Source organism: Bacillus sp. T2.9-1 (genome assembly GCF_950097965.1).
Taxonomy (GTDB): Bacteria; Bacillota; Bacilli; order Bacillales; family Cytobacillaceae; genus Niallia; species Niallia hominis.
The window spans coordinates 1-23,417 of the sequence record NZ_CATNHG010000112.1; the positions used below are offsets into that span (position 1 = coordinate 1).

Genomic DNA, 23,417 nt, shown 5'->3' on the forward strand with positions numbered 1-23,417 from the left:
AAGATGATATAGTCGCAGAACAATTAACGATAATGGAATATATTGATCCATTTACAGGGGAAGAAGTGAAGAAAAAGAAACGAAATAATTAGGAGAGAAGGCCTTTGAGGTCTGGCCAGTAGAAGTAGTACAAATGGCGAACCTTTCAGTAGCCCTTTAGGGTTTGGTCAGTAACAAAGGCTTTCAGCCGCAGAGAAAACCACCCGTTCTCACGGGTGGTCCTTATTGATTTAAGAAAGTTAGCCGTTGGAACATTAAAGTGATTAGAATAAGAAATTTTAGATGTTATTAAAATTTTCCCCGTTTTAAATTTTCTTCCCATTTATCCTCACTTGTAAATAATTTGTTACCTGGATTATTTAAATCAAAATCGGAAAGAAATCCAGTATATGGTCCTCTAAACATGTCAACAGCAAGTATTTTTTGGTCCGGTGCTTCAAAGAATGGATTATAATTTTTTGATGTCTGTTCATTCAGATATTCTTCTTCACTTTTACTCATAATAAGTTACCTTCCTTATTTTTAGAGATCCTTCTTAGTATTCCTAATCATTCAAAATCTATGATAAAAATTCACAATCTAAATTAGTCAATTAAACATAAAAAGTTTTAGAGTATCATAAAATTTTAAAAACAAAAAAGGATTTACACTTTATTGATAGAATATTAAAATTAATCGAATTTAATTCTATGTACAATTGTAATGAATGTCGTAATTTGTTTTAGAAATTAAAAAAAAGGGAATTAGCATGTACAAAGTGTAAAGTTTAGTCACTTAATATTATATGTAATAGAAAGTAGGATGACAGTGGAGACAGTATATCCAACAGAATTTCAACTACATTTATTTCACGAAGGTAACTTGTTTGAGAGTTATAGATTATTTGGATCCCATGTTCATCATAAAAATGGAGAGGTTTACACCAGTTTTTGTGTGTGGGCTCCAAATGCTCTATCTGTTCAATTGGTTGGGGATTTTAATAATTGGAATGGGGAAGGTTTTTCACTGGAACGAATTAATAAAGAAGGTGTGTGGCTTCTAAATGTTAATAAGGATTTAACAGGTGCGATGTATAAGTATAAATTAACATCACCTGATGGAAAAGTGCTTCTTAAGGCTGACCCATATGCTTTTTTCTCCGAATTAAGACCCCATACAGCTTCTATTGTTTATTCATTGGAAGGCTATAAATGGAAAGATTCAAAATGGAAACAAAAAAAGACAAAAAAGAATTCCCTAAATGAGCCATTAGCTATATATGAAGTTCATTTAGGATCTTGGAGAATGCATGAGAATGGAGATCTTTATTCTTATAGAGAACTTGCTGATGAATTAATTCCTTATGTAATAGAGCAAGGATTTACACATATTGAGCTACTGCCTTTAGTTGAACATCCCCTTGATATATCTTGGGGATACCAAGGAACAGGCTATTACTCTGCAACGAGCAGATTTGGGGAGCCTAAGGATTTAATGTATTTTATCGACAAGTGTCATCAGCACGGACTAGGAGTTATTTTTGACTGGGTGCCAGGTCATTTCTGTAAGGATGCGCACGGATTATATCAATTTGACGGAACGAGTCAATTTGATTATGGCAATCCATTAGATCGCGAGAATTACGTTTGGGGAACAGCAAATTTTGATTTAGGAAAAAAAGAAGTTCAGAGCTTCCTTATTTCAAACGCTATTTTTTGGATGGAGTATTTTCATGTCGATGGATTTAGAGTAGATGCTGTTTCTAATATAATTTATTGGCCAAATTCCAATGAAAACAGTGTGAATCAGTACGGAATCGATTTCCTCCAAAAATTAAATCAAACAGTATGTCAATATGATCCGTCAGTCTTGATGTTTGCTGAGGATTCTACTGACTGGCCCCAAGTAACTGCTCCAGTCCATTATGGCGGTATTGGATTCCATTATAAATGGAATATGGGGTGGATGAATGATATTTTAACCTATATGGAAACTGATTCAGTTAATAGAAAGCATATACATGATAAAGTCTCCTTTTCTCTACATTATGCATTTTCCGAGAATTTTGTTCTGCCCTTCTCACATGATGAAGTTGTTCATGGAAAAAAATCGTTAGTAGATAAGATGCCAGGAGATTATTGGCAAAAATTTGCTCAATTTCGTCTTCTTTTAGGATATATGATTGCCCATCCAGGAAAAAAATTATTATTTATGGGAAATGAATTTGCACACTTTGCAGAATGGAAAGATAAAGAACAGTTAGATTGGATGTTGCTAGATTATGAGATGCACCAAAAAGCAAATGAGTATATGAAAGAATTACTAAAAATCTATAAAAGATCTAAGCCTTTGTATCAACTGGATCATGTTAATGAAGGCTTTGAATGGATTGATGTAAATAATAGAAACCAATCGATATTCTCCTTTATACGTAAAGCTGAAAAAGAAGAGGATTATTTAGTCGTAATTTGTAATTTTACCTATCATACATATGAAAATTATAGGATAGGTGTTCCTCTAAATAACTCTTTCCGAGAAATATTAAATAGTGACACTGATAGATTTGGTGGAGCTAATTATATAAATAAAAAAGTAATAAAAGCAGAAAATGTAGAATTTCATGGTAGACCTTTTTCTGTTCAGCTAACAATACCAGCTTTCAGTATGATAGTTTTACGTCCAGTTCAACATCGGAAGGGGAGAAAAGGAAATGGGAAAGAAACGGTGCGTCGCAATGCTTCTAGCAGGAGGAAAGGGGAGTAGGCTATATTCATTAACCAAGAGTCTAGCAAAGCCTGCTATTCCTTTTGGAGGAAAATATCGAATTATTGACTTCACCTTAAGTAATTGCTCCAATTCTGGAATAGAAACAGTTGGTGTTTTAACACAATATCAGCCGCTAGTTTTAAACTCTTACATTGGAATAGGAAGTGCGTGGGACTTAGATCGTGTTAATGGAGGAGTAACTGTTTTGCCTCCATATAGTGAATCTTCCGAAGTGAAATGGTATACGGGAACAGCCAGTGCCATATTTCAAAATCAGAACTACTTGTCTCAATATGATCCTGAATATGTTCTTATTTTATCTGGAGATCATATTTATAAAATGAATTATGAGGAGATGCTAGAATATCATATCTCAAAGCAAGCAGATGCCTCTATCTCTGTCATTCAAGTAGGATGGGAAGATGCTAGTAGATTTGGAATTATGAATACAAATAAAGATATGCACATCATTGAATTTGAGGAGAAGCCAAAGCATCCAAAGAATAATTTAGCCTCTATGGGTATTTATATATTTAAATGGAAGGTATTAAAAGAATTACTAGAAGAAGATAATTTAAACAAAAATTCATCACATGATTTTGGGAAAGATATCATTCCTTTATTAATAGAAAAACAGAAAAAGGTTGTTGCCTACCCATTTAAAGGATATTGGAAAGATGTTGGAACTGTGCAAAGCCTTTGGGAAGCAAATATGGATTTATTGGATGAGACTAGTAATTTAAATATATCTGATTATAATTGGAGAATTTATACCGTAAATCCAAATCATCCACCACAATATATTTCTAATGATGCACTGGTTAAGGAGTCCATGGTAAATGAAGGATGTATTATTAGTGGGAATTTAGAAAAATCAATAGTCTTTCAAGGGGTTACTGTAGGAAAAGGGACAATCATTCGTAGTTCTGTAATAATGCCTGATGCTAAGATTGGCAACAATGTTTATATTGAGAAGGCTATTGTCCCTTCTGACATTACAATACCAGATGGAATGGTCATTAAACCAAATAAAGACGTAGATGAAGTAGTCCTAGTAACAGAAGAAATGGTTAATGAAATGATTTCCTAACAAACTAGAAGGAGGGATTAAGATGATAAGATCAATGCTGGGCATAATTGATGCAACAACACATATGGAAGATTTAGAAGAGTTAACTGCTCATCGTACACTAGCTGCACTTCCAATCGGTGGACGATATCGTTTAATTGATTTTGTTCTTTCCAATATGGTGAACTCTGGAATAGGAAGTGTTGCTATTTTTCCAAAGTATCAGTACCGCTCTTTAATGGATCACTTGGGATCGGGGAAAAACTGGGACTTAGATAGAAAAAGAGATGGTTTATTTTTCTTTCCTGCATCAATGGATGATGCAAATACTAGTGGTATAGGTTCTTTTAATCATTTTTCAGCAAATATGGATTATTTTCAGAGAAGCAAGCAAGAATATGCATTAGTTGCGAATTGCTTTACCGTTTTTAATATGAATTTTACTCCTGTACTAGAACGTCATCTCGATTCTGGCTGTGATATAACGGAGATTACCAATAATGGAAGTTCCCTAGAAATATATCTAATCAAGAAATCAAAGCTAATTGAATTAATACATTCAAGGGATGATAAAGGTTATACATGTATGAAAGATGTAGTAATAGATATTAATAACCAGTTAAAAATATGTGAATACGAATATAACGGCTATGCCGAAAAAATAAATTCTATATCTAGTTATTATCATGTAAGCAAGGATATTTTAAAATCTAAAGTATGGAATCAGCTTTTTATAAAAGAGAGACCAATATTTACTAAGGTGAAAGATGAGCCACCTACTCGCTATACAAGTACGGGTGAAGTAAAAAACTCAATGATAGCAAATGGATGTGTTATTGAAGGCGATATTACCAACAGTATTATTTCTAGAGCTGTGAAAGTTGGAAAAGGTTCTAGTTTAAAGAATTGTATTATTATGCAAAAATGCACAATTGGAGAAAATTGTCATTTGGACTCAGTGATTCTAGATAAGGATGTTATAGTTGAAAGTGGTACAGTGATGACAGGTACTGCTACTTCTCCTTTTGTAGTAAGAAAAGGAACCGTGCAAGGAGCGTTGATGAATTCGTGAGAGTATTATTTGCAGTTTCAGAATGTGTACCATTTATAAAATCAGGAGGACTGGCAGATGTAGCTGGTTCTCTTCCAAAGGAATTAAAAAAACAAGGAACAGATGTAGCAGTAATTATGCCAAAATATCAAGATATCCCTGCCCATTTACTTGCCAACATAGAGAAGAAAAGATATTTCTATGTGCCAGTAGGCTGGCGAAATCAGTATTGTGGAATAGAAGAATTAGAAGTAGACGGTATCACTTTTTATTTTATTGATAATGAGTGGTATTTTAAGAGAAGTGGCTTATATGGCTATGGGGATGATGGGGAGCGTTATGCATTCTTTAATCGAGCTGTTTTAGAAAGTTTACCATTTTTAGCCGAATTTCCAGATATCATTCATTGCCACGATTGGCATACAGCGATGATTCCTTTCTTATTGAATGTGGACTATAAATGGAGAAAAGAGTATAGCGATATTAAGACTGTTTTTACCATACATAATCTTCAGTTTCAAGGAATATTACCAAGAGAGGTACTTGGTGATTTATTTAATGTAAATGATTATTATTTTACAACAGAAAATCTAGAATTCTATGGAAACGTAAATTTAATGAAGGGAGGACTTATCTCTGCCGATAAGATTACAACAGTAAGTCCTACTTATAAAAACGAAATACAAACAGAATATTATGGAGAGAAGCTGAATAATGTATTAAAGCAGAGAGAGTCAGATTTATACGGTATTATTAATGGTATTGATGAAGAAACATACAATCCGGAAACAGATTCTATGATAGCTGCTAACTATACCGTTACTTCTTTAGAGAAAAAACAAGAAAACAAAAGATTTATTCAGCAAAAATTTGGATTAAAAGAAAATCCGGATATTCCAATTACTTGTATGATATCAAGATTAACCAGTCAAAAGGGACTAGAACTAGTTAGACATGTATTTCACGAAATGATGGAAGAAGAAGTACAGTTTTTAGTTTTAGGAACAGGCGATCCGGAGTTTGAGAATTTCTTTCGTGAAATGGAAGATATGTATTCAGACAAATGTAAAGCATATATTGGATTTGATGAAAACTTAGCTCATCAAATATATGCAGGTGCAGATTTATTTCTAATGCCCTCTAAGTTCGAACCTTGTGGCTTAGGTCAGTTAATAGCTTTGAGATATGGTAATATCCCAATTGTTAGAGAGACAGGTGGACTTAATGACACAGTGTTCTCTTATAATGAAGTGGCTAAAGAGGGGAATGGATTTAGTTTCTCCAATTTTAATGCACATGATATGCTTTATACAATTAGAAGAGGTATTCATTTTTATAAAGAAGATAAAGAAGTATGGCATAAACTAATGAAAAATGCAATGTCAATGGATAATAGCTGGGCTCAATCTGCATTTAAATATAATCAATTATATGCAGAGCTTATCTCGAGGAGTGAATCCCATGTTTTCTAATAAGGAACGATTTAAAAAGTATTTTTTACAAAGGCTTGAAATGACTTATGGAAAAACCTTTGAAGATACAACAAGTAGTGATCATTTTCAAACATTAGGTCACATGATTAGAGAGTATGTGAGCTCGAATTGGATTCAGACAAATGAGCAAAGTCGGAAAAGTGGCGGGAAAGAGGTTTATTATCTTTCGATTGAGTTTTTATTAGGACGATTACTTCATAATAATTTAGTTAATTTAGGTATTGATCAAGTAGTAATAGACGGATTGGCGGAACTTGGGATTGATTTTTTTGAAGTGGAAGATATTGAACATGATGCAGGTCTTGGAAATGGAGGGCTAGGAAGACTTGCTGCTTGTTTCTTGGATTCTCTTGCTACATTGAACTTACCAGGACATGGCTGTGGTATCCGATATAAGCATGGATTATTCGAACAGCGAATTGTCGATGGATATCAAATTGAGTTGCCAGAACAATGGCTAAAGCAAGGACAGGTATGGGAAGTTAGAAAGGAAGATTTAGCAGTAGATATTTATTTCTGGGGAAATATTGATATGTATAGGAAGGATGGAAAGTTACAGTTTCGACATTTAAATGCCGAAACTGTAACAGCAGTTCCACATGATGTACCAGTAATAGGCTACCATACAACAACGGTAAATACCTTGAGGCTTTGGAATGCAGAACCGTCTTCCTTAATTGCAAAAGATGTTAAAGACATTATGCGATATAAACGGGAAACAGAATCGATATCGGGTTTTTTATATCCAGATGATTCCAATGATGAAGGGAAAATTTTGCGATTAAAGCAACAATATTTTCTAGTATCTGCAAGCCTTCAATCCATTGTTCGTAATTATAAGCAGCATCATAAAAATATTCGTGAAATGCATCACTATATAAGTATTCATGTAAATGATACTCATCCAGTATTAGCAATCCCAGAGTTAATGAGAATATTAATGGATCAAGAGGGATTAGGATGGGATGAAGCGTGGAATATAACTACAAAAACTATCTCTTACACTAATCATACCACATTATCTGAAGCATTAGAGCAATGGCCAATCTATATTTTTCAGCCCTTATTACCAAGGATTTATATGATAATTGATGAAATAAATGAGCGTTTTTGCAAAGATTTATGGGATAAGTACACTGGTGATTTTCCGAAAATTGAGAAAATGGCAATAATTGCAGATGGCATGATTAAGATGGCACATTTAGCATTAGTCGGCAGTCATAGCGTTAATGGAGTGGCAGAAATTCACACAGAAATTTTAAAGAAACGAGAAATGGCTAATTTCTATGCATTTTATCCAGAAAAATTTAATAATAAAACGAATGGAATCACACATAGAAGATGGTTAATAAAAGCCAATCCCAAGCTTGCCAACTTAATTTCTCAAACAATTGGTGATAAATGGATTGACGAGCCAGCACAATTAAGAGAATTACTGTCTTATCAAGAGGATGGAAATTTCAAAGAAAATCTTGCAGCAATAAAGCAAACTAATAAGGAGATACTTGCGAAGATAATTAAGGACAAAAATGGTATTCTTGTAGATCCTTCGTCTATTTTCGATGTTCAAGTAAAAAGATTGCATGCATATAAGAGGCAATTACTAAATATCCTGCACATCATGTCTCTATATAACAAGCTGAGGGAAGATCCATCTATTGAGATGGAGCCGAGAACATTTATATTTGGAGCAAAAGCTTCACCTGGTTATTATTATGCAAAAAAAATAATCAAGTTAATTAACTCTGTTGCCCAAAAGGTTAATAATGATAAAAGAATTCAAAATAAATTAAAGGTTGTTTTTTTGGAGAATTATCGGGTTTCTTTAGCCGAACACATTTTTCCTGCTGCAGATATTAGTGAACAAATTTCAACAGCAAGTAAAGAAGCTTCTGGCACCGGAAATATGAAATTTATGATGAATGGTGCGCTAACTGTTGGCACGCTAGATGGAGCAAATATTGAAATGCATGATTTAGTAGGAGACGATAATATATTTATCTTTGGAATGAATTCCGATCAAGTGTTAGAATTATATCAAAATGGTGGCTATAGCTCTCGGGAGTACTATTATCATGACGATAGAATCCATGCAGTGGTCAATCAATTGAAAAATGGTTTCTATGATCATCCATCTAATGAATTTGATCCGATTTTTGATTCTTTGCTTATAGAGAATGATCAGTTTTTTGTATTAAAAGATTTTCATTCTTATGCAAAAGTTCATGAAGAGGTCAATCAAGCATTTAAGAATAAGCAAGACTGGCTGCAAAAAAGTATTGTGAATATAGCGATGTCAGGGCATTTTTCAAGTGATCGAACAATAAAACAATATGCAGATGAAATTTGGAATATAAAACCATATTCGTAATGTATAAAGGAGATTCTTCTGAATCTCCTTTATACTCTCTGCTTGAATACAGGAAAGAGGAAAAGGACTATTCCTCTTCTTCCTCCTTATCTTCTGTGTATCCATCTGTCTCGTGGTAGGGAACATCGCCAAAAGGAGCTTCAATTCCTTCCTTATCTAATGCTTGTTCATATTTTTCGTGTGCTTTAGAACGATAAACAGTCCGTTCCGATCCATCGATATTTGTTCCTACAAATGTTTCATAGTCCTCTGTAAAACCTTCGTCATCACTTTTTCGATCGTAAAGACTATCATAATCTTCAAAATCTCCTCTTAAATCAGAAGGTGTCTCAGAAGTGCCATAACGAGCAACTTCCTGAAAACTATCTTCATAGTCTCTGACAGCACCAGTATCATAGTGACGATACTGATTTCCATGAGCAAATTCAAGCATATCCTCCTCGACTGGGCGATCAGAAGCAATAAATTGTTCGTCGCTATATTCCTTAAGAGTTAGTGCAGTTGGAATTGCTTCTAATCTTTCATAAGGAATTTCTTTCCCTGATACTGTACAAATTCCATATGATCCATCTTCCATTGCCTTTAAAGCATTATTTATTTTATCTAATTCCGATTGATCATGCTGTTCTAGAGCTAAATCCTTCTCTCTTTCATATAACTCAGTTCCCATATCTCCCGGATGGTTATCGTAATTAGATAATTCGCCAACAGATTCTCGTGCACTTTCCTCACTTACATTATCATCAATTCGGTTTAAAATCTCCGCTTTTCTTTCTTCAAGATTTTGTTTCAAGTGATTTATTTGTTCTTTTGATAACAAGTTAAACACATCCTTATCCATGCAATTGTAATAACAGTAGTATAAGCGAATGGAGCATAATTAAAACGGTAAGATGTTGTTCATAAATTTCCCTATTTTATCGATATCAAACCTATCTAAAAAGAATATGCCTCTTTTCTATAAATAATTAAAATTTGGAAATGGCATTAAGAATTCACTATGATTGACATAATATAAAGGACAGGTGTATCGTAAAATATGCTAAAATAATGAATGAGCGTATATCTTTGAACCAATATAAGCAAGAAGCTAATTCTTGATTTGTTTTAGGGGGATTCACAAAGGGATGAATGATAGAAGAGGAACAATGGTACAAACAGAAATAAGGGATAGTGTTTCTCCTACGATATTAGTAAGTGAAGTAAAAATGGTAGAAGAAAAAATGAATATTCTCGACTTTTTTTCTAAATACCATGCTTATAAAGGAAAACGTTTTTTTTGGAAGGACCCTTCTGGGAAAAACATGATTGTAGGAATTGGTATTTGTGAAAAGATTGAAAGTTCTTTAGGGGAAAGCTCCTATTCTCATGTAGAGAAGAGATGGAAGAGTCTCCTAGAAAAAGCAATAGTGTATAATGAATTCAATCATATTGGAATCGGTCCAGTGCTTTTAGGAGGCTTTGCCTTTGATCCATTAAAAGAAAAAACAGAACTATGGGATGGCTTCTCAGAAGCTCATTTTTATGTGCCACAGTTTATGTTAAGTGAAATTGATGGAAATCAATTTATTACAACTAATATATTGATTCATTCAGATAAAATAGAATATGCAAAAGAAGTATTGAGGAAACAATCTTTTGCGTTGCCAAAAAGAATAGAGGAATATACTCCCGTTTCTTTACCTTCCATACAGAAAGTAATGGAAGTTGATCGTGAAAAATGGAAAGTAACGGTTGATAAGGTAATTAGAAAGTTAGACGGGAATCTAAAAAAAGTAGTATTGGCTCGAGCTAGTAAAGTGAATTTTACAAAAGATATAGTGACAGAATCCGTTCTAAGAAATTTAATACAACAGCAAAGCAACGGATATATTTTTGCTTTAGAAGCTCATGATAAATGCTTTACTGGGGCATCACCTGAACGATTGGTTAAAAAAGCAGGAGATACCGTATTTTCAACATGTCTGGCTGGTTCTATTTCTAGAGGCAATAATGAAGTAGAAGATAGTGCATTGGCTGAAGAGCTGCTATCTGATTCGAAAAATAGAGAAGAACATAATTATGTTGTTAAAATGATTAAGAATGCCATGGAGGAAGTTTGTACGACTGTAGAAATCCCGGCAAATCCGCAAATCATGAAAATGAGAGATATTCAACATCTTTATACGCCCGTTAGTGGCAAAGTAAAGGAAACAGAATCTTTAATTTCATTAATTCGATTATTGCATCCTACTCCAGCTCTCGGTGGTTTTCCACGTGATGAAGCTTTAGAGGTTATAAGAGAGGTGGAGGGATTGGATAGAGGGCTTTACGGTGCTCCGATAGGCTGGCTTGATTATGAGGGAAATGGTGAGTTTGCTGTCAGTATCCGTTCTGGATTATTACATGGAAACAGTGCTACAATCTTTGCTGGATGTGGTATTGTTGCTGACTCTGATCCTGAATTAGAGTATACGGAAACAGCTATCAAATTTAAGCCAATGCTTACAGCGTTAGGAGGAAAATAAAATGAATCATCAACAACAATTAACAGCCTATTTGCATGCACTAATAGCTGAATTAGGAAAGAGTGGTGTAGAACATGCTGTAATAAGCCCTGGTTCTAGATCTACACCAATTAGTCTATTGCTTGCAGAACAGGAAGATATAAATCTGCATATTCATGTTGATGAACGATCAGCTGCTTTTTTTGCATTAGGAATAGCGAAAGCATCCAAAAAACCGACTGTATTAGTATGTACATCGGGAACAGCTGCGGCTAATTATTTTCCTGCTATCGTAGAGGCGAAAATATCCCGAATTCCGTTAATAGTACTTACGGCAGATCGTCCGCATGAGTTAAGAGATGTAGGTGCACCTCAAGCGATTGATCAGCTAGACCTTTATGGGAAGCATGTAAAATGGTTTATGGAAATGTCCACACCTGATAATAGTCCAGGAATGATTCGATATGCTAAAACAGTAGGAGCTAGAGCAGTTTCGATGGCAAAACAACAACCAAGTGGTCCAGTACATGTAAATATACCATTACGGGAGCCGTTAATTCCTGACTTAGATAATTTAGACAGTTATCAATTAAACGAAAAGGAAAAGCCTGCCATTCGAATGGATATAGGTGACTTTAGAATGAATGATGCTTATTTTCTGGAATTAGCAGCTAGTCTTGATGGGAAAGGGATTATAATATGCGGAGAGATAGATAAAGAAGATTTTTCAGCAAAGGTAATACAATTGGCTGAAAAGACTGGTTTCCCAATCATTGCTGATCCTCTCTCTCAACTGCGGAGTAATAGTGCAGGAACGAATAGCATTATTGACACATATGATACTTTTTTAAGAAATGAAAAGGTAAAATCTCTACTAAAGCCAGATGTGATAATACGCTTTGGCAGTATGCCTATCTCAAAGCCATTAACTATTTTCTTACGCGAAAATGAAAAAGCAAAACTGATAGTTGTAGATGGTGGCATCGGCTATCGAGATCCTAATCAACTGACAACAGATATGGTTTATTGTGAAGAAGGGTATTTTTGTGAAAAGCTTGCATCATTTATATCTCATTGCTCAATAAATCACTATTTAAATATATGGATAGATATTAATGAACTCACAAAAAAGGAATTAATGCAAACAGCGGAAATTCAAGAAATAAGTGAAGCAAAACTCTTTCATAGCTTGGGTGAAATGATTCCGAATGATGCGGTGTTATTTGTTGGAAATAGTATGCCTATTCGAGATTTAGATACTTTTTTTCATAAACAAAATAAAAAAGTTACTATTATCGCAAATAGAGGAGCTAATGGAATCGATGGGACAATTTCTACGGCTCTTGGAGTTGGAGTCATTAAACAACCATTATTTTTAATTGTTGGGGACTTAACATTTTTCCATGATTTAAATGGTTTAGTATTATCTCATTTGTATAAGCTCCCGATAACTGTGCTATTGATAAATAATAATGGAGGCGGAATCTTTTCGTTTTTGCCACAGGTAAATCTTCCAAGACATTTTGAACTGCTTTTTGGGACTCCTTTAGGTATTGATTTTAAGCATGCTGTTGAAATGTATAAGGGACAGTATAAACTTATTGAAAGTTGGCAAGGGTTAGAGACACAATTTCAGCATAGTAATTTTGAAGAAGGTATGAGAGTTTGGGAGCTGCGGACAAATCGAGAGAAAAATCTAATAGAGCATCGGCAAATGACAGATAGGATTCAAAAGATTTTAAATCAGCTGGGTTAAAAGGTGAAGTATATGTTTATCCAAATAAAGAATATAAACTATCATATAACTATTGAGGGAGATGGAGAACCTCTATTATTATTACATGGATTTACTGGAGATAGCGGAACATGGTTCCCATTTATTCCGTTATGGAAGAAAAGCTACAAGGTAATAGCAGTAGATATTATTGGTCATGGAAAAACCGATTCACCGGAAGAAGCAGAAAAGTATGCAATGAAGGAAAGTGTTGCACATATAAAAGCTGTGATTGATTATCTTCGTCTAGCTCCTGTTCATATATTAGGCTATTCCATGGGTGGACGGTTGGCACTTGCGTATTGCAGCGAATATCCTGAAACCGTAAAAAAGCTTATTCTTGAAAGCGCTTCTCCTGGCTTACAAACGGAATTGGAGAGAAAACAAAGACGAATACAGGATGAAAAACTAGGAGACTCTATCCTTGAACAGGGGATTATCCATTTTGTAAATAAATGGGAGAAGATTCCTTTGTTTAAAAGTCAGGAGCGACTAGATCCAACTATTAAGCGGGCTATAAGAAATCAACGGCTTGCTAATAATCCCATTGGATTAGCGAATAGTTTAAAAGGAATGGGGACAGGAGCACAAAGCTCTTATTGGTCCAGAATTTCTAGGCTTTCGATTGATACACTTTTAATAACAGGAGAACTAGATCGAAAGTTTTATCAAATTGCGGAAGAAATGGTCAAAAAAAATAAGAATATACGCCATTTGAATGTAAATAATGCAGGACATGCAATTCATGTGGAGAAACCTGAGATTTTTGGTACAATAGTAATGGAGTTTTTAAGGAGCTGACATAAAGGTTCAGCCCTGTGAAAAGGAGGAAAAAATGATGGCGGTAGAATGGGTAGCTGGCAGACAATATGAAGAAATCATTTATGAAACATATAATGGGATTGCCAAAATTACGATTAATAGACCACATGTACATAATGCTTTCACACCAAGAACGGTAAGTGAATTAATTGACGCGTTTGCAATGGCAAGAGATGACAGCAATGTTGGTGTAATTATTTTAACAGGAGCAGGTGATAAAGCTTTCTGTTCTGGTGGAGACCAAAAGGTAAGAGGACATGGCGGATATGTAGGTGAGGATCAAATTCCACGTTTAAACGTCCTTGACTTACAGCGTCTAATTAGAGTCATTCCAAAGCCTGTAATTGCAATGGTAAAAGGCTATGCGATTGGTGGAGGCCATGTGCTTCATATTGTTTGTGACTTAACAATTGCTGCGGATAACGCAATTTTTGGACAGACTGGTCCGAAGGTAGGAAGCTTTGATGCTGGTTATGGGTCTGGCTATTTAGCAAGAATTGTTGGTCATAAAAAGGCAAGAGAAATTTGGTTCTTATGTCGTCAATATAATGCACAAGAGGCATTAGATATGGGATTGGTAAATACAGTTGTACCGTTAGAAAAAGTAGAGGAAGAAACGATTCAATGGTGTGAAGAGATTTTAGAAAAGAGTCCCACTGCACTTCGTTTCTTAAAAGCTGCCTTTAACGCGGATACAGATGGTTTAGCTGGTATTCAGCAATTTGCAGGAGATGCAACCCTTCTATACTATACAACAGATGAAGCAAAAGAAGGACGTGACTCCTTCAAGGAAAAACGCAATCCTGATTTTGGACAATTCCCACGTTTTCCTTAATAGGAAAGAGTTAATTAATAACGTAAAATCAAAAATGGAAATAGTTGTTGATTTACAATCTATTTAAATAATATCAAAGGGTGACACTCGTATTTAGCAAATGTGATTTTAGGGACATGCTAATGATGTGTCACCTTTGTTGTATAGAAAAGAGGATTAATAAGGTCATGACAGAAATACTTCCTAATTTTATTAAAAATAGAGCACTTTTAACCCCAGATAGAGAGGCGATTGTTTTTAATAAGGAAAGTCTAACGTTTAAAGAATTATATGAGAAGGCCTATTACCGTGCAGGGTTACTGACAGCCTTTGGAGTAAAAGACACAGATTATGTAGGATTTCTTATAAAAAGTGATTTAGAAACCGTCCTTCACTTATTTGCCATGCAAATTATTGGAGCAAAGGCAGTTCTTCTTAACAATCGCTTAACAGCAAATGAAATGACTTTTCAATTAACTGATGCTAATGCCACCTTTTTAATAACAGAAGATCATTTTCAAGAGACTGCGCGACAATTAGCAGAAGAGCTGAAAATCTCTGTTTATTACAAAGAGGGAATAGAAGATCGTTCATACATAGAACCAATTGAAAAAGAGCAGTTTTCATTAGCTGATACATGCACAATCATGTATACATCAGGAACAACTGGTCTCCCAAAAGGAGTGATACAATCTTACGGCAATCATTGGTGGAGTGCAATAGGAAATACGTTGAATGCTGGTTTATATGAAAAGGAAACTTGGTTATGTGCCGTTCCTTTATTCCATATTAGCGGATTTTCTATTTTAATGAGAAGTGTTATTTATGGAATGAAAATTGTTTTGCACGATGGATTTAATGAACACAAAGTCCTGCAAGATATACGGGAAGAAAGAGTTACCATCGTGTCTGTAGTAACAACAATGCTAGAGCGAATAGAACAAGCTACTAATGAAAAGTTTCCAGCTTATTTCCGCTATATGCTTTTAGGTGGAGGACCTGCCACTGTTGAATTGATTACAAGATGTATTAATAAAGGAATACGCGTCTATTACTCCTATGGCATGACGGAAACTTCTTCCCAAATTGTCACTTTATCACCTGAGGACAGTATTAGAAAAATAGGCTCCGCTGGAAAAGCGCTATTCCCTGCTCAATTAAAGATTGTAAACGACCTAGGAGAAGTATTAGGACCAAATGAGGTAGGAGAAATAAAAGTATGTGGGCCAAATGTATCACAAGGCTATTTAAACAAAGAAAATCATTTAAAAGATGGCTGGTTTTTTACAGGTGATATTGGGTATATAGATTCTGAAGGATTTCTCTATGTGTTAGATAGAAGATCTGACTTAATTATTTCTGGTGGAGAAAATGTGTATCCTGCAGAAGTAGAAGCGGTATTGTCTGAAATGGAAGGAATTAAAGAGGCTGCAGTAATTGGCATTCCAGATAATCAATGGGGGCAGGTTCCTGTTGCTTTTGTTGTAGTAGATGGAAGTGTTCTTTCCGAGAAATCCATAATGAAAAACTGCGAGAAATCATTAGCAAAATATAAAATTCCGAAAAGAGTTTTTTTTGTTTCAGAACTTCCACGAAATGCATCCGGAAAAATTGTTCGAAGGAACTTAAGAGAATGGGTAGAAGAGCAAAAGGATTTCTAATTGAAAAATAGAAAGAAAGAAGTGTTGGTTTGTGAGCTTATACCATGGATCATTATATTGGCCGACAACTTTGGGGAATAAACCAGTTTATCCAAAGCTGAGTGAAGACATGTCATGTGATGTTCTAATTATTGGGGCAGGTATGTCAGGTGCTTTCTTAACATATAAACTAGCGAAGGAACCACTTAAAGTTATTCTAGTGGAGAAAGATCAAGTAGGGGATGGCAGTTCTGCTGCTAACACTGGCTTATTACAATACTGTAATGATAAAATGCTACATTCCTTTGCTGAAAACATAGGGGAGAAAGATGCAGTTCGCTTTTACCGATTGTGCTTGAAGGGAATGGAGGAATTGAAAGAAATAGCGTCATCCCTAAAGGCTGACATTCAATTTGAGAATAGGCAAAGCTTATATTATGCAAGTACAGAAGCTGATGTCCAATCCATTAAAAACGAATATGAAATGCTCAAGAAATATGATTTTCCTGTAGAATTTTTAGATGCGGAAATGATTTATAAAACGTATGGGTTTAGAAAACATGTAGCAATTCGCACAAGTGGGGACGCAGAAGTAAATCCTCATAGGCTTGTTGTATCTTTAGTAAAAGAGGCTTCGAAATGTAATAATATTCAAGTGTTCGAAAATACTGAAGTCGAAAAGGTACATTTTCAAGATGGCTACTGGCTGTATAAAAGTGAAACCGCAAATATTCGGGCAAAGCATGTTGTTTATGCAACAGGTTATGAATTGGATAATTATACACGAAATATGGCAACGGAATTAAATAGAACTTATGTAACGGTTACGAATCCAATTCCCTCGTTTCATCAATGGGAGGATAGGTGCCTTATTTGGGAAACGAAGCGTCCCTATTTCTATATGAGAACGACTTTTGATGGAAGAATTGTTGCTGGTGGTTTAGATGAAGAAACAATGGAGGCACCGAGTGATCCGAAGATATTAGAGGCATATGGTCATAAATTATTGGCTCGTATTAAGGAACATTTTCCACAAATCCAACTAAAAGCTGACTATACTTATGGTGCTACGTTTGGAGAATCAAAGGATGGAATCCCTTTTATTGGAGAAGTACCCAATAGTAAAAACGTCTATTATTGTTTAGGATTCGGTGGAAATGGCACGGTTTACAGTTCCTTTGGTTCTACGATAATAAAGGATTTAATCACAAAAGGGGTACACCAAGATGCAGATTTAGTACGATTGGATAGATAAAAAAGAATCCCGAAAAAGTGATAAAACTTCTACGGGATTCTTTTTTGCGTTTTTTAACTATTTAGCTTAAGCTTGTTTCAGGCTCAAAAGTTTTACAGTCTGTTTCATAACTTGTATCCGCGTGTTTCCCAACATTACTTACTACATAAATTTGATCAGCACCACAATGATTTCCTTTTTCCCAATAAGTACAGTTACTTACTTCACAAAGTACATCTTTTGCCATAGGGTATCACTCCTTATTAATAAGTTTTTTTCACAAGGATTTCATTCCTATCAATGAGACAGATTAAGATTTCATTACATATTAGTATTAGAAGGAGGGAGGAGATACATACCTAGAACAATTTTTAAGAAAAGCCAGAATTTGAAGGAACAAAGATTTCAAATTTGTATATTATATGAATTTTCATTACTATTAATAGGGAGAATATTTTTCCTATTTTGAAAAAGTAGCTGTTTTTATTTTTTATAATGAATGATTTTTTTAAGGAGTGCTTAAAGTGAGTTTATTAGAAAATATTTTAGTGTATAACGAGGAGTTTGTTAGGGAACAAAAATATGAAAAATTTATAACGGGCAAATTTCCAAATAAAAAAATGGTAATCTTAACTTGTATGGACACAAGACTTTTAGAGCTATTACCACAAGCATTAAATCTTTCTAATGGGGATGTAAAAATTATCAAAAATGCAGGTGCTGTAGTTGTTCATCCATTTGGTAGCATCATGCGCAGTATTTTAGTTGCAGTGTATGAGTTACAAGCGGATGAAGTAGTGGTGATAGGACACCATGATTGTGGAATGAGTGCACTACACGCTGACAGTATGATGGAAAAAATGAAAGAAAGAGGCATTGCGGATGATACATTCGCTACATTGCAGCATTCTGGAATAAACCTTGAAAAATGGTTAACCGGATTTGATTCAGTAGAGGATAGTGTTTCACATAGTGTAGATATGATAAAAAAACATCCTTTACTACCAAATGGAGTTCCAGTACACGGATTAGTTATTGATCCAAAAACGGGAAAATTAGATTTAATTGTTGATGGATATTAATTATTTTCTTTTGGTGGATGGGTATGATTTTTGCACTTCCATTCATCAGGCACTGGATCTACCCCACCAGGATGAAAGGGATGGCATTTAAGAATTCGTTTGATTGTTAAGTACCCTCCTTTAAAAGCGCCAAATTTTTGTATGGCTTCTAAACCATAGGAAGAGCATGTTGGATAGAAACGGCAGGTTGGTGGCTTTAATGGAGAAATTACTTTTCTATAAAAGCGGATAATAAATAAAAAAACATGTTTCATTAGCTTATTTCCCTCTCCTTCTTTGCAAGTAGTATACCATGGAGTGGAACACGAATAAAGTATTCACTTTTAGCCATCATTTTGGAGAAATAGCACTAATTTCTACTGGAAAAATATTATATATATTAAGTTGATGAAATTACTCGGTTTTTTAGGTATAATAGAGATACATGAATAAAAGGAGATGTTTATATGCCTTCAGTTGAAAGCTTTGAATTAGATCATAATGCAGTAAAAGCTCCCTATGTGAGACATTGTGGCGTACACAAAGTAGGTAGTGATGGAGTTGTAAATAAATATGATATTCGCTTTTGTCAGCCGAATAAGCAAGCTATGAAGCCTGACGTTATTCATACTTTAGAGCATTTATTAGCATTTAATTTACGTGCCCATGTGGATAAATATAATCATTTTGATATCATTGATATCTCCCCAATGGGTTGCCAGACTGGCTATTATCTAGTTGTTAGTGGGGAACCTACGGTGGATGAAATTATCGATTTATTAGAGGCAACCATGAAGACAGCTATAGAAATTACTGAGATTCCTGCAGCTAATGAAAAACAATGTGGTCAAGCGAAACTTCATGATCTTGAAGGGGCGAAAAGACTGATGAATTTTTGGTTAAGCAAAGATAAAGAGGAATTAAAACAAGTATTTGCATAAGTTGGAAAAGAGAGGCATCTGTCTCTCTTTCAGATTAGACAAAATGCCTCCGAGAATGGACACATTCTCGAGGCATTTTGTCTTTTTTAATATTTTGTAGGCATTTTCATGCAAAATTGATTCTTTTGATTCCTTATAAAAGAGGGCTAAGGAGTCGTGAAAAGGATTCTTTGAAACGAATCCATAATGATCTTTTAGAATATTGTTCTGCTGTTAAATGGGTAGAAAACTCCATGTCTTCTAGGAAGTCATCTGTTAATTCATTAGCGATTTGTTCACTATAAATAAAAGCATTCACTTCAAAATTAAGTCTAAAGCTTCTCATATCAATATTGGCAGTTCCAACAGAAGCGATTTTTCGATCGACTAAAATCGTTTTAGCATGGATAAATCCATTTTCGTATATATAAATTTTCGCTCCAGCTTTTAGCATTTCACCGATATAAGAATAGGTTGCCCAATAGACAAACATATGATCAGGTTTGTTAGGAATCATTATTTTTACGTCGATTCCAGAGAGTGCAGCAATTCTTAATGTATCCAGTAAGCTTGCATCGGGAATAAAATAAGGTGTTTGAATATAAACACTTTCTTTTGCGGAAGTAATCATCTTAATATAGCCATTCTTTATCTGCTCCCATTCTGAATCAGGACCGCTTGATACAATTTGCATGCCGATATTCCCGATAATCTCCTCAATTTTTCCTGGAAAATAGTCAGGTGAATAATTAATTGCATGTAAATGTGAGGCTTGATTCCAGTCGAGAATAAATCTTGTTTGAATGGCATATACAGCTGTACCCACTATGCGTAAGTGAGTATCTCTCCAATAGCCAAATTTCGGATGAAGCCCTAAATATTCATCTCCAACATTAAATCCACCGATATAGCCAATTTTTCCATCAATAATTCCCAGTTTTCTATGATTTCGATAATTTAGGCGTAAATTGACTAAATGAAATTTACTTGGGAAAAATACTTCAACAAATCCACCTGCTGCCCGCAATTCTTTGAAAACCTTTTTACGCAATGTTCTGGAGCCAAGCTCATCATATAATAAACGAACTTCTACTCCTTCTTTTGCTTTTTCAACGAGTAGGCTAATAAGATCTGAGCCAATACCATCATTTTTAAGAATATAGTACTGTAAATGGATCGACTTTTTTGCATTTTTGATATCTGTAAATAATTGCTTGAATTTCTGGTTCCCATCTGTAAAGATTTCTACAGCATTGTTTTCTGTGAGAACGGCATCGTTGTTAAATAAATTCATATAAATTAAATCTTGATTTTTTCGAATTACTTCATTCGTAGTGCGCAATTGGTTAGAGCTTATTTGTAAAAGTTGGGAAGCTAAAATGGGCTCTATTCCGAGTTTTTTTCGCTCATCCCACTGAAATAACTTTCTATTTCGTAAATTTTGGCCGAAAAGTAAATATAAAATAAATCCAAGGATAGGGATAAAGGTAAGTACCATTAACCATGCCCATGTAGCAATAGGATCTTTTCTTTCAAAGAAGATAACAAGAAAAGCAAAAATAATGTTAAGTAAAATAATGACACTTAAGATAATGGAATAAATGTGCATCGAATTCTTTTCCTTTCTCGCTAAAACTGCAGCTATATGCGATACATAAAAAATCTTCGTAATACCAGTAAGACTAAATATTTGTGCATGTTCCTAAAGAAATATCCTGTACTATTATAGGGGATAAGGATAAAACTTGGTACTATTTTGATTTCTTTTTAAAAAGAAGAATACTCCTTTTTCCTTTATTGTGATAAAGTAGACTAGGAAAGCTTGTTAAATATTATAAGGGTTATAACAAAGCTGTTTTCGAAATTTGGTTATTGCTTGTACTAAATAGACCATGACTAATATGTTATGGTAGGAATTAGTCTATCGGTCAATCATTACCTAAATTGGAAATAGACGTTCAGGTAAGGAGTATTTTTTATGGAAGAATTACATCTTGGAATGCTACTTTTTTTAATTGGAGCCGGATTTATTGCTGCATTTATTGATTCAGTTGTTGGTGGCGGCGGATTAATATCATTACCTGCTCTTTTATTTACCGGATTGCCACCACAAATTGCGTTAGGTACAAATAAGCTAGCTTCGACCATGGGATCATTAACTAGTTCGATTTCTTTTATAAGGCATGGAAAAACGGATAAGAAATTGATAGTAAAACTCTTGCCTCTTTCCATTATTGGTTCCGCAATCGGAGTTTATGTTGTACAAAAAATACCATCCGAATCACTTAAGCCGTTAATCCTTGTTGTTTTAATCGTAGTAACTATTTATACACTTACGAAAAAAGAATGGGGAATAAACTCTACATATAATGGAATGACGAAAAAGAAGCTTCTCTTTGCTCTTTTCATTGTACCATTAATCGGTTTCTACGATGGTTTTTTAGGGGGAGGGACGGGTTCGTTCTTTTTATTTTCCTTTCTTTTAATGGGTTTTGATTTTGTGGAATCCGCTGGCAATGCCAAGGTTCTTAATTTCGGAAGTAATTTGACAGCACTTATCGTTTTTTTATGTTATGATTCAGTGTACTATTTATATGGTTTCGTGATGGGAATTGCTATGATTTTAGGAGCTTACATTGGTTCTCGCGTTGCCATTGCAAAAGGGTCAAATTATGTGAAAATATTATTTGTCCTTGTTTCTGCCACATTGATTGGAAAAAATATATATGATTACATAACAAATCGATAAATAAAAAGGCCGTTTGATAAATGATCGTTTTTCTGTGTGAGCCGATGTTTATCAACAGCCTTTTATTTAAATACAGGACGATTCAGTGTACATTTCGATGGGTAAAGATAGGGCTATTAGGTTTTCGATAATCTTCACTGGCAAACTTTCCTTTTAAGCTTTCAATTAAATAAAGACCCATTAAATCATATAATTCTTGTTCATTTAATTCTTGAATAATATGTAATAAATCTTCTCTGCTCATTTCTTCTAAAAAAGCAAAGGCGAGCATATCAATATCCTCTTCATCCCCAGTTAGTTTATTTTTATATAAGTTGTAAAGTTCATCAACAATTTTCATTATGTTGTCCTCCTATTTCAGTCTTATTATCGAATGCAAATGTAACCGTTTTATTTAACCGTATTATATATGATAACATGATATTTTTGCTAGCTATAATGTGAACATTATGTTAAGAAAGATGAGTGTTTCTTGATCGTATTGTATTCATCTTATTTCAATAGATGGTTGGAATTACTATCTATAAAAAATAATACCCTTTTTATCGATAAAAAACTCCAGTTTTATAGATAGTATTTGCTATGATAATAATATATATCATAAAATCAGGTTAAAAGGCATGTATTTGCTTTAGTATGCAAGCTACTTATATTAATAATACATAATAATGGAGAAGGTATGGAGATATTTTATGATCAAAATAAAAATTTAGTGAAACTTTCTTTTAAAAAAAATGAATGGATGCAAGAAGCAATGCATGTATTAGTCATTTGTCAGTATAAAAATCAATGGTTGTTAACGGCCCATAAAAAGAGGGGATTAGAATTTCCAGGCGGCAAAAGAGAAAAAAATGAAACAATTATTCAAACAGCTCATAGAGAGGTTATGGAAGAAACAGGTGGGATTATTGATAGGCTTCAATGGATCGCATCCTATCAGGTATTCGGAGAAGAACCATTTGTGAAGGATGTATTTTTTGCAAGAATTAGTCAATTAGTTCCAAAAGATGATTATCAGGAGACAGCTGGTCCAGTTTTAATTAAAGGCGATTTAATGGAAATACGTTGGAATGATTCATTTAGCTTTATTATGAAGGATGATGTCATCAAATATTGTATTTCTTCCATTCAGAACGAATTATTAAGCGAAAGGAAAGGGTAATATAGGAGAAAAAAGTAAAGGAGCAA

21 protein-coding genes and 1 pseudogene are annotated in these 23,417 nt (G+C 34.3%); 16 read left to right on the forward strand and 6 right to left on the reverse strand.

The annotated features are described in order from the left end of the window. Positions 1 to 92 (forward strand): annotated as a pseudogene (locus QQZ16_RS23300) (IS200/IS605 family transposase); the annotation flags it as partial. Between the two features lie 196 nt (positions 93 to 288). Here the strand turns inward: QQZ16_RS23300 and QQZ16_RS16845 are convergent. Then, on the reverse strand, positions 289 to 501 hold the full coding sequence (locus QQZ16_RS16845) for a hypothetical protein (protein ID WP_031539010.1): 213 nt from the start codon (positions 499 to 501) through the stop codon (positions 289 to 291). 300 nt (positions 502 to 801) lie between these two features. Here QQZ16_RS16845 and glgB point away from each other — a divergent pair, with 300 nt between their 5' ends. Genes glgB through QQZ16_RS16870 form a run of 5 tightly spaced genes read left to right on the forward strand, consistent with a single transcriptional unit; the run spans position 802 to position 8,729 of the window. Continuing rightward, complete coding sequence (gene glgB / locus QQZ16_RS16850; protein WP_031539011.1) at positions 802 to 2,742, forward strand: 1,4-alpha-glucan branching protein GlgB; 1,941 nt, start codon at positions 802 to 804, stop codon at positions 2,740 to 2,742. After that, on the forward strand, positions 2,690 to 3,835 hold the full coding sequence (locus QQZ16_RS16855; protein ID WP_031539012.1) for a glucose-1-phosphate adenylyltransferase: 1,146 nt from the start codon (positions 2,690 to 2,692) through the stop codon (positions 3,833 to 3,835). Before glgB ends, QQZ16_RS16855 begins: the two co-directional genes overlap by 53 nt. A 22-nt stretch (positions 3,836 to 3,857) precedes the next feature. Beyond that, on the forward strand, positions 3,858 to 4,886 hold the full coding sequence (locus QQZ16_RS16860) for a sugar phosphate nucleotidyltransferase (RefSeq protein WP_031539013.1): 1,029 nt from the start codon (positions 3,858 to 3,860) through the stop codon (positions 4,884 to 4,886). Beyond that, a complete protein-coding gene (gene glgA / locus QQZ16_RS16865; RefSeq protein ID WP_031539014.1) occupies positions 4,883 to 6,337 on the forward strand; it encodes a glycogen synthase GlgA in 1,455 nt (484 codons plus the stop codon). Before QQZ16_RS16860 ends, glgA begins: the two co-directional genes overlap by 4 nt. Next, positions 6,327 to 8,729 carry a glycogen/starch/alpha-glucan phosphorylase gene (locus tag QQZ16_RS16870; RefSeq protein WP_031539015.1) on the forward strand — a complete coding sequence of 801 codons (2,403 nt, stop codon included), beginning with the start codon at positions 6,327 to 6,329 and terminating at the stop codon, positions 8,727 to 8,729. Before glgA ends, QQZ16_RS16870 begins: the two co-directional genes overlap by 11 nt. Positions 8,730 to 8,796: 67 nt before the next feature. Here QQZ16_RS16870 and QQZ16_RS16875 read toward each other — a convergent pair whose 3' ends face one another. Next, on the reverse strand, positions 8,797 to 9,549 hold the full coding sequence (locus QQZ16_RS16875; protein WP_031539016.1) for a TraR/DksA C4-type zinc finger protein: 753 nt from the start codon (positions 9,547 to 9,549) through the stop codon (positions 8,797 to 8,799). A 307-nt stretch (positions 9,550 to 9,856) separates the two neighbouring features. On the opposite strand from QQZ16_RS16875, the gene QQZ16_RS16880 reads away from it, so the two are divergent. From QQZ16_RS16880 to QQZ16_RS16905, 6 genes are all read left to right on the forward strand, one after another. Continuing rightward, complete coding sequence (locus QQZ16_RS16880) at positions 9,857 to 11,236, forward strand: isochorismate synthase (RefSeq protein WP_031539018.1); 1,380 nt, start codon at positions 9,857 to 9,859, stop codon at positions 11,234 to 11,236. A gap of 1 nt (position 11,237) precedes the next feature. Then, complete coding sequence (gene menD / locus QQZ16_RS16885) at positions 11,238 to 12,971, forward strand: 2-succinyl-5-enolpyruvyl-6-hydroxy-3-cyclohexene-1-carboxylic-acid synthase (protein ID WP_031539020.1); 1,734 nt, start codon at positions 11,238 to 11,240, stop codon at positions 12,969 to 12,971. 12 nt (positions 12,972 to 12,983) lie between these two features. Further along, positions 12,984 to 13,790: a 2-succinyl-6-hydroxy-2,4-cyclohexadiene-1-carboxylate synthase gene (gene menH / locus QQZ16_RS16890; protein WP_031539021.1), complete on the forward strand. Its 807-nt coding sequence runs from the start codon at positions 12,984 to 12,986 to the stop codon at positions 13,788 to 13,790. A gap of 37 nt (positions 13,791 to 13,827) precedes the next feature. Beyond that, positions 13,828 to 14,646: a 1,4-dihydroxy-2-naphthoyl-CoA synthase gene (gene menB / locus QQZ16_RS16895; RefSeq protein WP_031539022.1), complete on the forward strand. Its 819-nt coding sequence runs from the start codon at positions 13,828 to 13,830 to the stop codon at positions 14,644 to 14,646. Positions 14,647 to 14,813: 167 nt separating this feature from the next. Continuing rightward, positions 14,814 to 16,286 carry an o-succinylbenzoate--CoA ligase gene (locus tag QQZ16_RS16900; protein WP_031539023.1) on the forward strand — a complete coding sequence of 491 codons (1,473 nt, stop codon included), beginning with the start codon at positions 14,814 to 14,816 and terminating at the stop codon, positions 16,284 to 16,286. 31 nt (positions 16,287 to 16,317) lie between these two features. Then, positions 16,318 to 17,520 (forward strand): NAD(P)/FAD-dependent oxidoreductase, encoded by a 1,203-nt coding sequence (locus tag QQZ16_RS16905; RefSeq protein ID WP_284561536.1) that lies wholly within the window; start codon positions 16,318 to 16,320, stop codon positions 17,518 to 17,520. A 61-nt stretch (positions 17,521 to 17,581) separates the two neighbouring features. Here the strand turns inward: QQZ16_RS16905 and QQZ16_RS16910 are convergent, their stop codons facing one another. Beyond that, positions 17,582 to 17,746, reverse strand: coding sequence for a DUF1540 domain-containing protein (locus QQZ16_RS16910; RefSeq protein ID WP_065429131.1), 165 nt, complete (start codon positions 17,744 to 17,746; stop codon positions 17,582 to 17,584). Between the two features lie 277 nt (positions 17,747 to 18,023). Between QQZ16_RS16910 and QQZ16_RS16915 the strand changes: the two genes are divergently transcribed. Continuing rightward, a complete protein-coding gene (locus QQZ16_RS16915; RefSeq protein ID WP_031539025.1) occupies positions 18,024 to 18,581 on the forward strand; it encodes a beta-class carbonic anhydrase in 558 nt (185 codons plus the stop codon). Here QQZ16_RS16915 and yidD read toward each other — a convergent pair. After that, positions 18,578 to 18,835 carry a membrane protein insertion efficiency factor YidD gene (gene yidD, locus QQZ16_RS16920; protein ID WP_031539026.1) on the reverse strand — a complete coding sequence of 86 codons (258 nt, stop codon included), beginning with the start codon at positions 18,833 to 18,835 and terminating at the stop codon, positions 18,578 to 18,580. The genes QQZ16_RS16915 and yidD overlap by 4 nt on opposite strands. Positions 18,836 to 19,027: 192 nt before the next feature. On the opposite strand from yidD, the gene QQZ16_RS16925 reads away from it, so the two are divergent. Next, a complete protein-coding gene (locus QQZ16_RS16925; protein WP_031539027.1) occupies positions 19,028 to 19,501 on the forward strand; it encodes an S-ribosylhomocysteine lyase in 474 nt (157 codons plus the stop codon). Positions 19,502 to 19,634: 133 nt separating this feature from the next. Here the strand turns inward: QQZ16_RS16925 and cls are convergent, their stop codons facing one another. Then, positions 19,635 to 21,089, reverse strand: a complete 1,455-nt coding sequence (gene cls, locus QQZ16_RS16930) for a cardiolipin synthase (RefSeq protein WP_031539028.1) — start codon at positions 21,087 to 21,089, stop codon at positions 19,635 to 19,637. A gap of 369 nt (positions 21,090 to 21,458) precedes the next feature. Between cls and QQZ16_RS16935 the strand changes: the two genes are divergently transcribed. Then, complete coding sequence (locus tag QQZ16_RS16935) at positions 21,459 to 22,229, forward strand: sulfite exporter TauE/SafE family protein (RefSeq protein WP_031539029.1); 771 nt, start codon at positions 21,459 to 21,461, stop codon at positions 22,227 to 22,229. A gap of 82 nt (positions 22,230 to 22,311) precedes the next feature. On the opposite strand, the gene QQZ16_RS16940 is transcribed toward QQZ16_RS16935, so the two are convergent. After that, complete coding sequence (locus QQZ16_RS16940) at positions 22,312 to 22,569, reverse strand: DUF6154 family protein (protein WP_031539030.1); 258 nt, start codon at positions 22,567 to 22,569, stop codon at positions 22,312 to 22,314. Positions 22,570 to 22,908: 339 nt separating this feature from the next. Between QQZ16_RS16940 and ytkD the strand changes: the two genes are divergently transcribed. Then, complete coding sequence (gene ytkD / locus QQZ16_RS16945; protein WP_035416625.1) at positions 22,909 to 23,391, forward strand: RNA deprotection pyrophosphohydrolase; 483 nt, start codon at positions 22,909 to 22,911, stop codon at positions 23,389 to 23,391. The last annotated feature ends 26 nt before the right edge of the window (positions 23,392 to 23,417 follow it).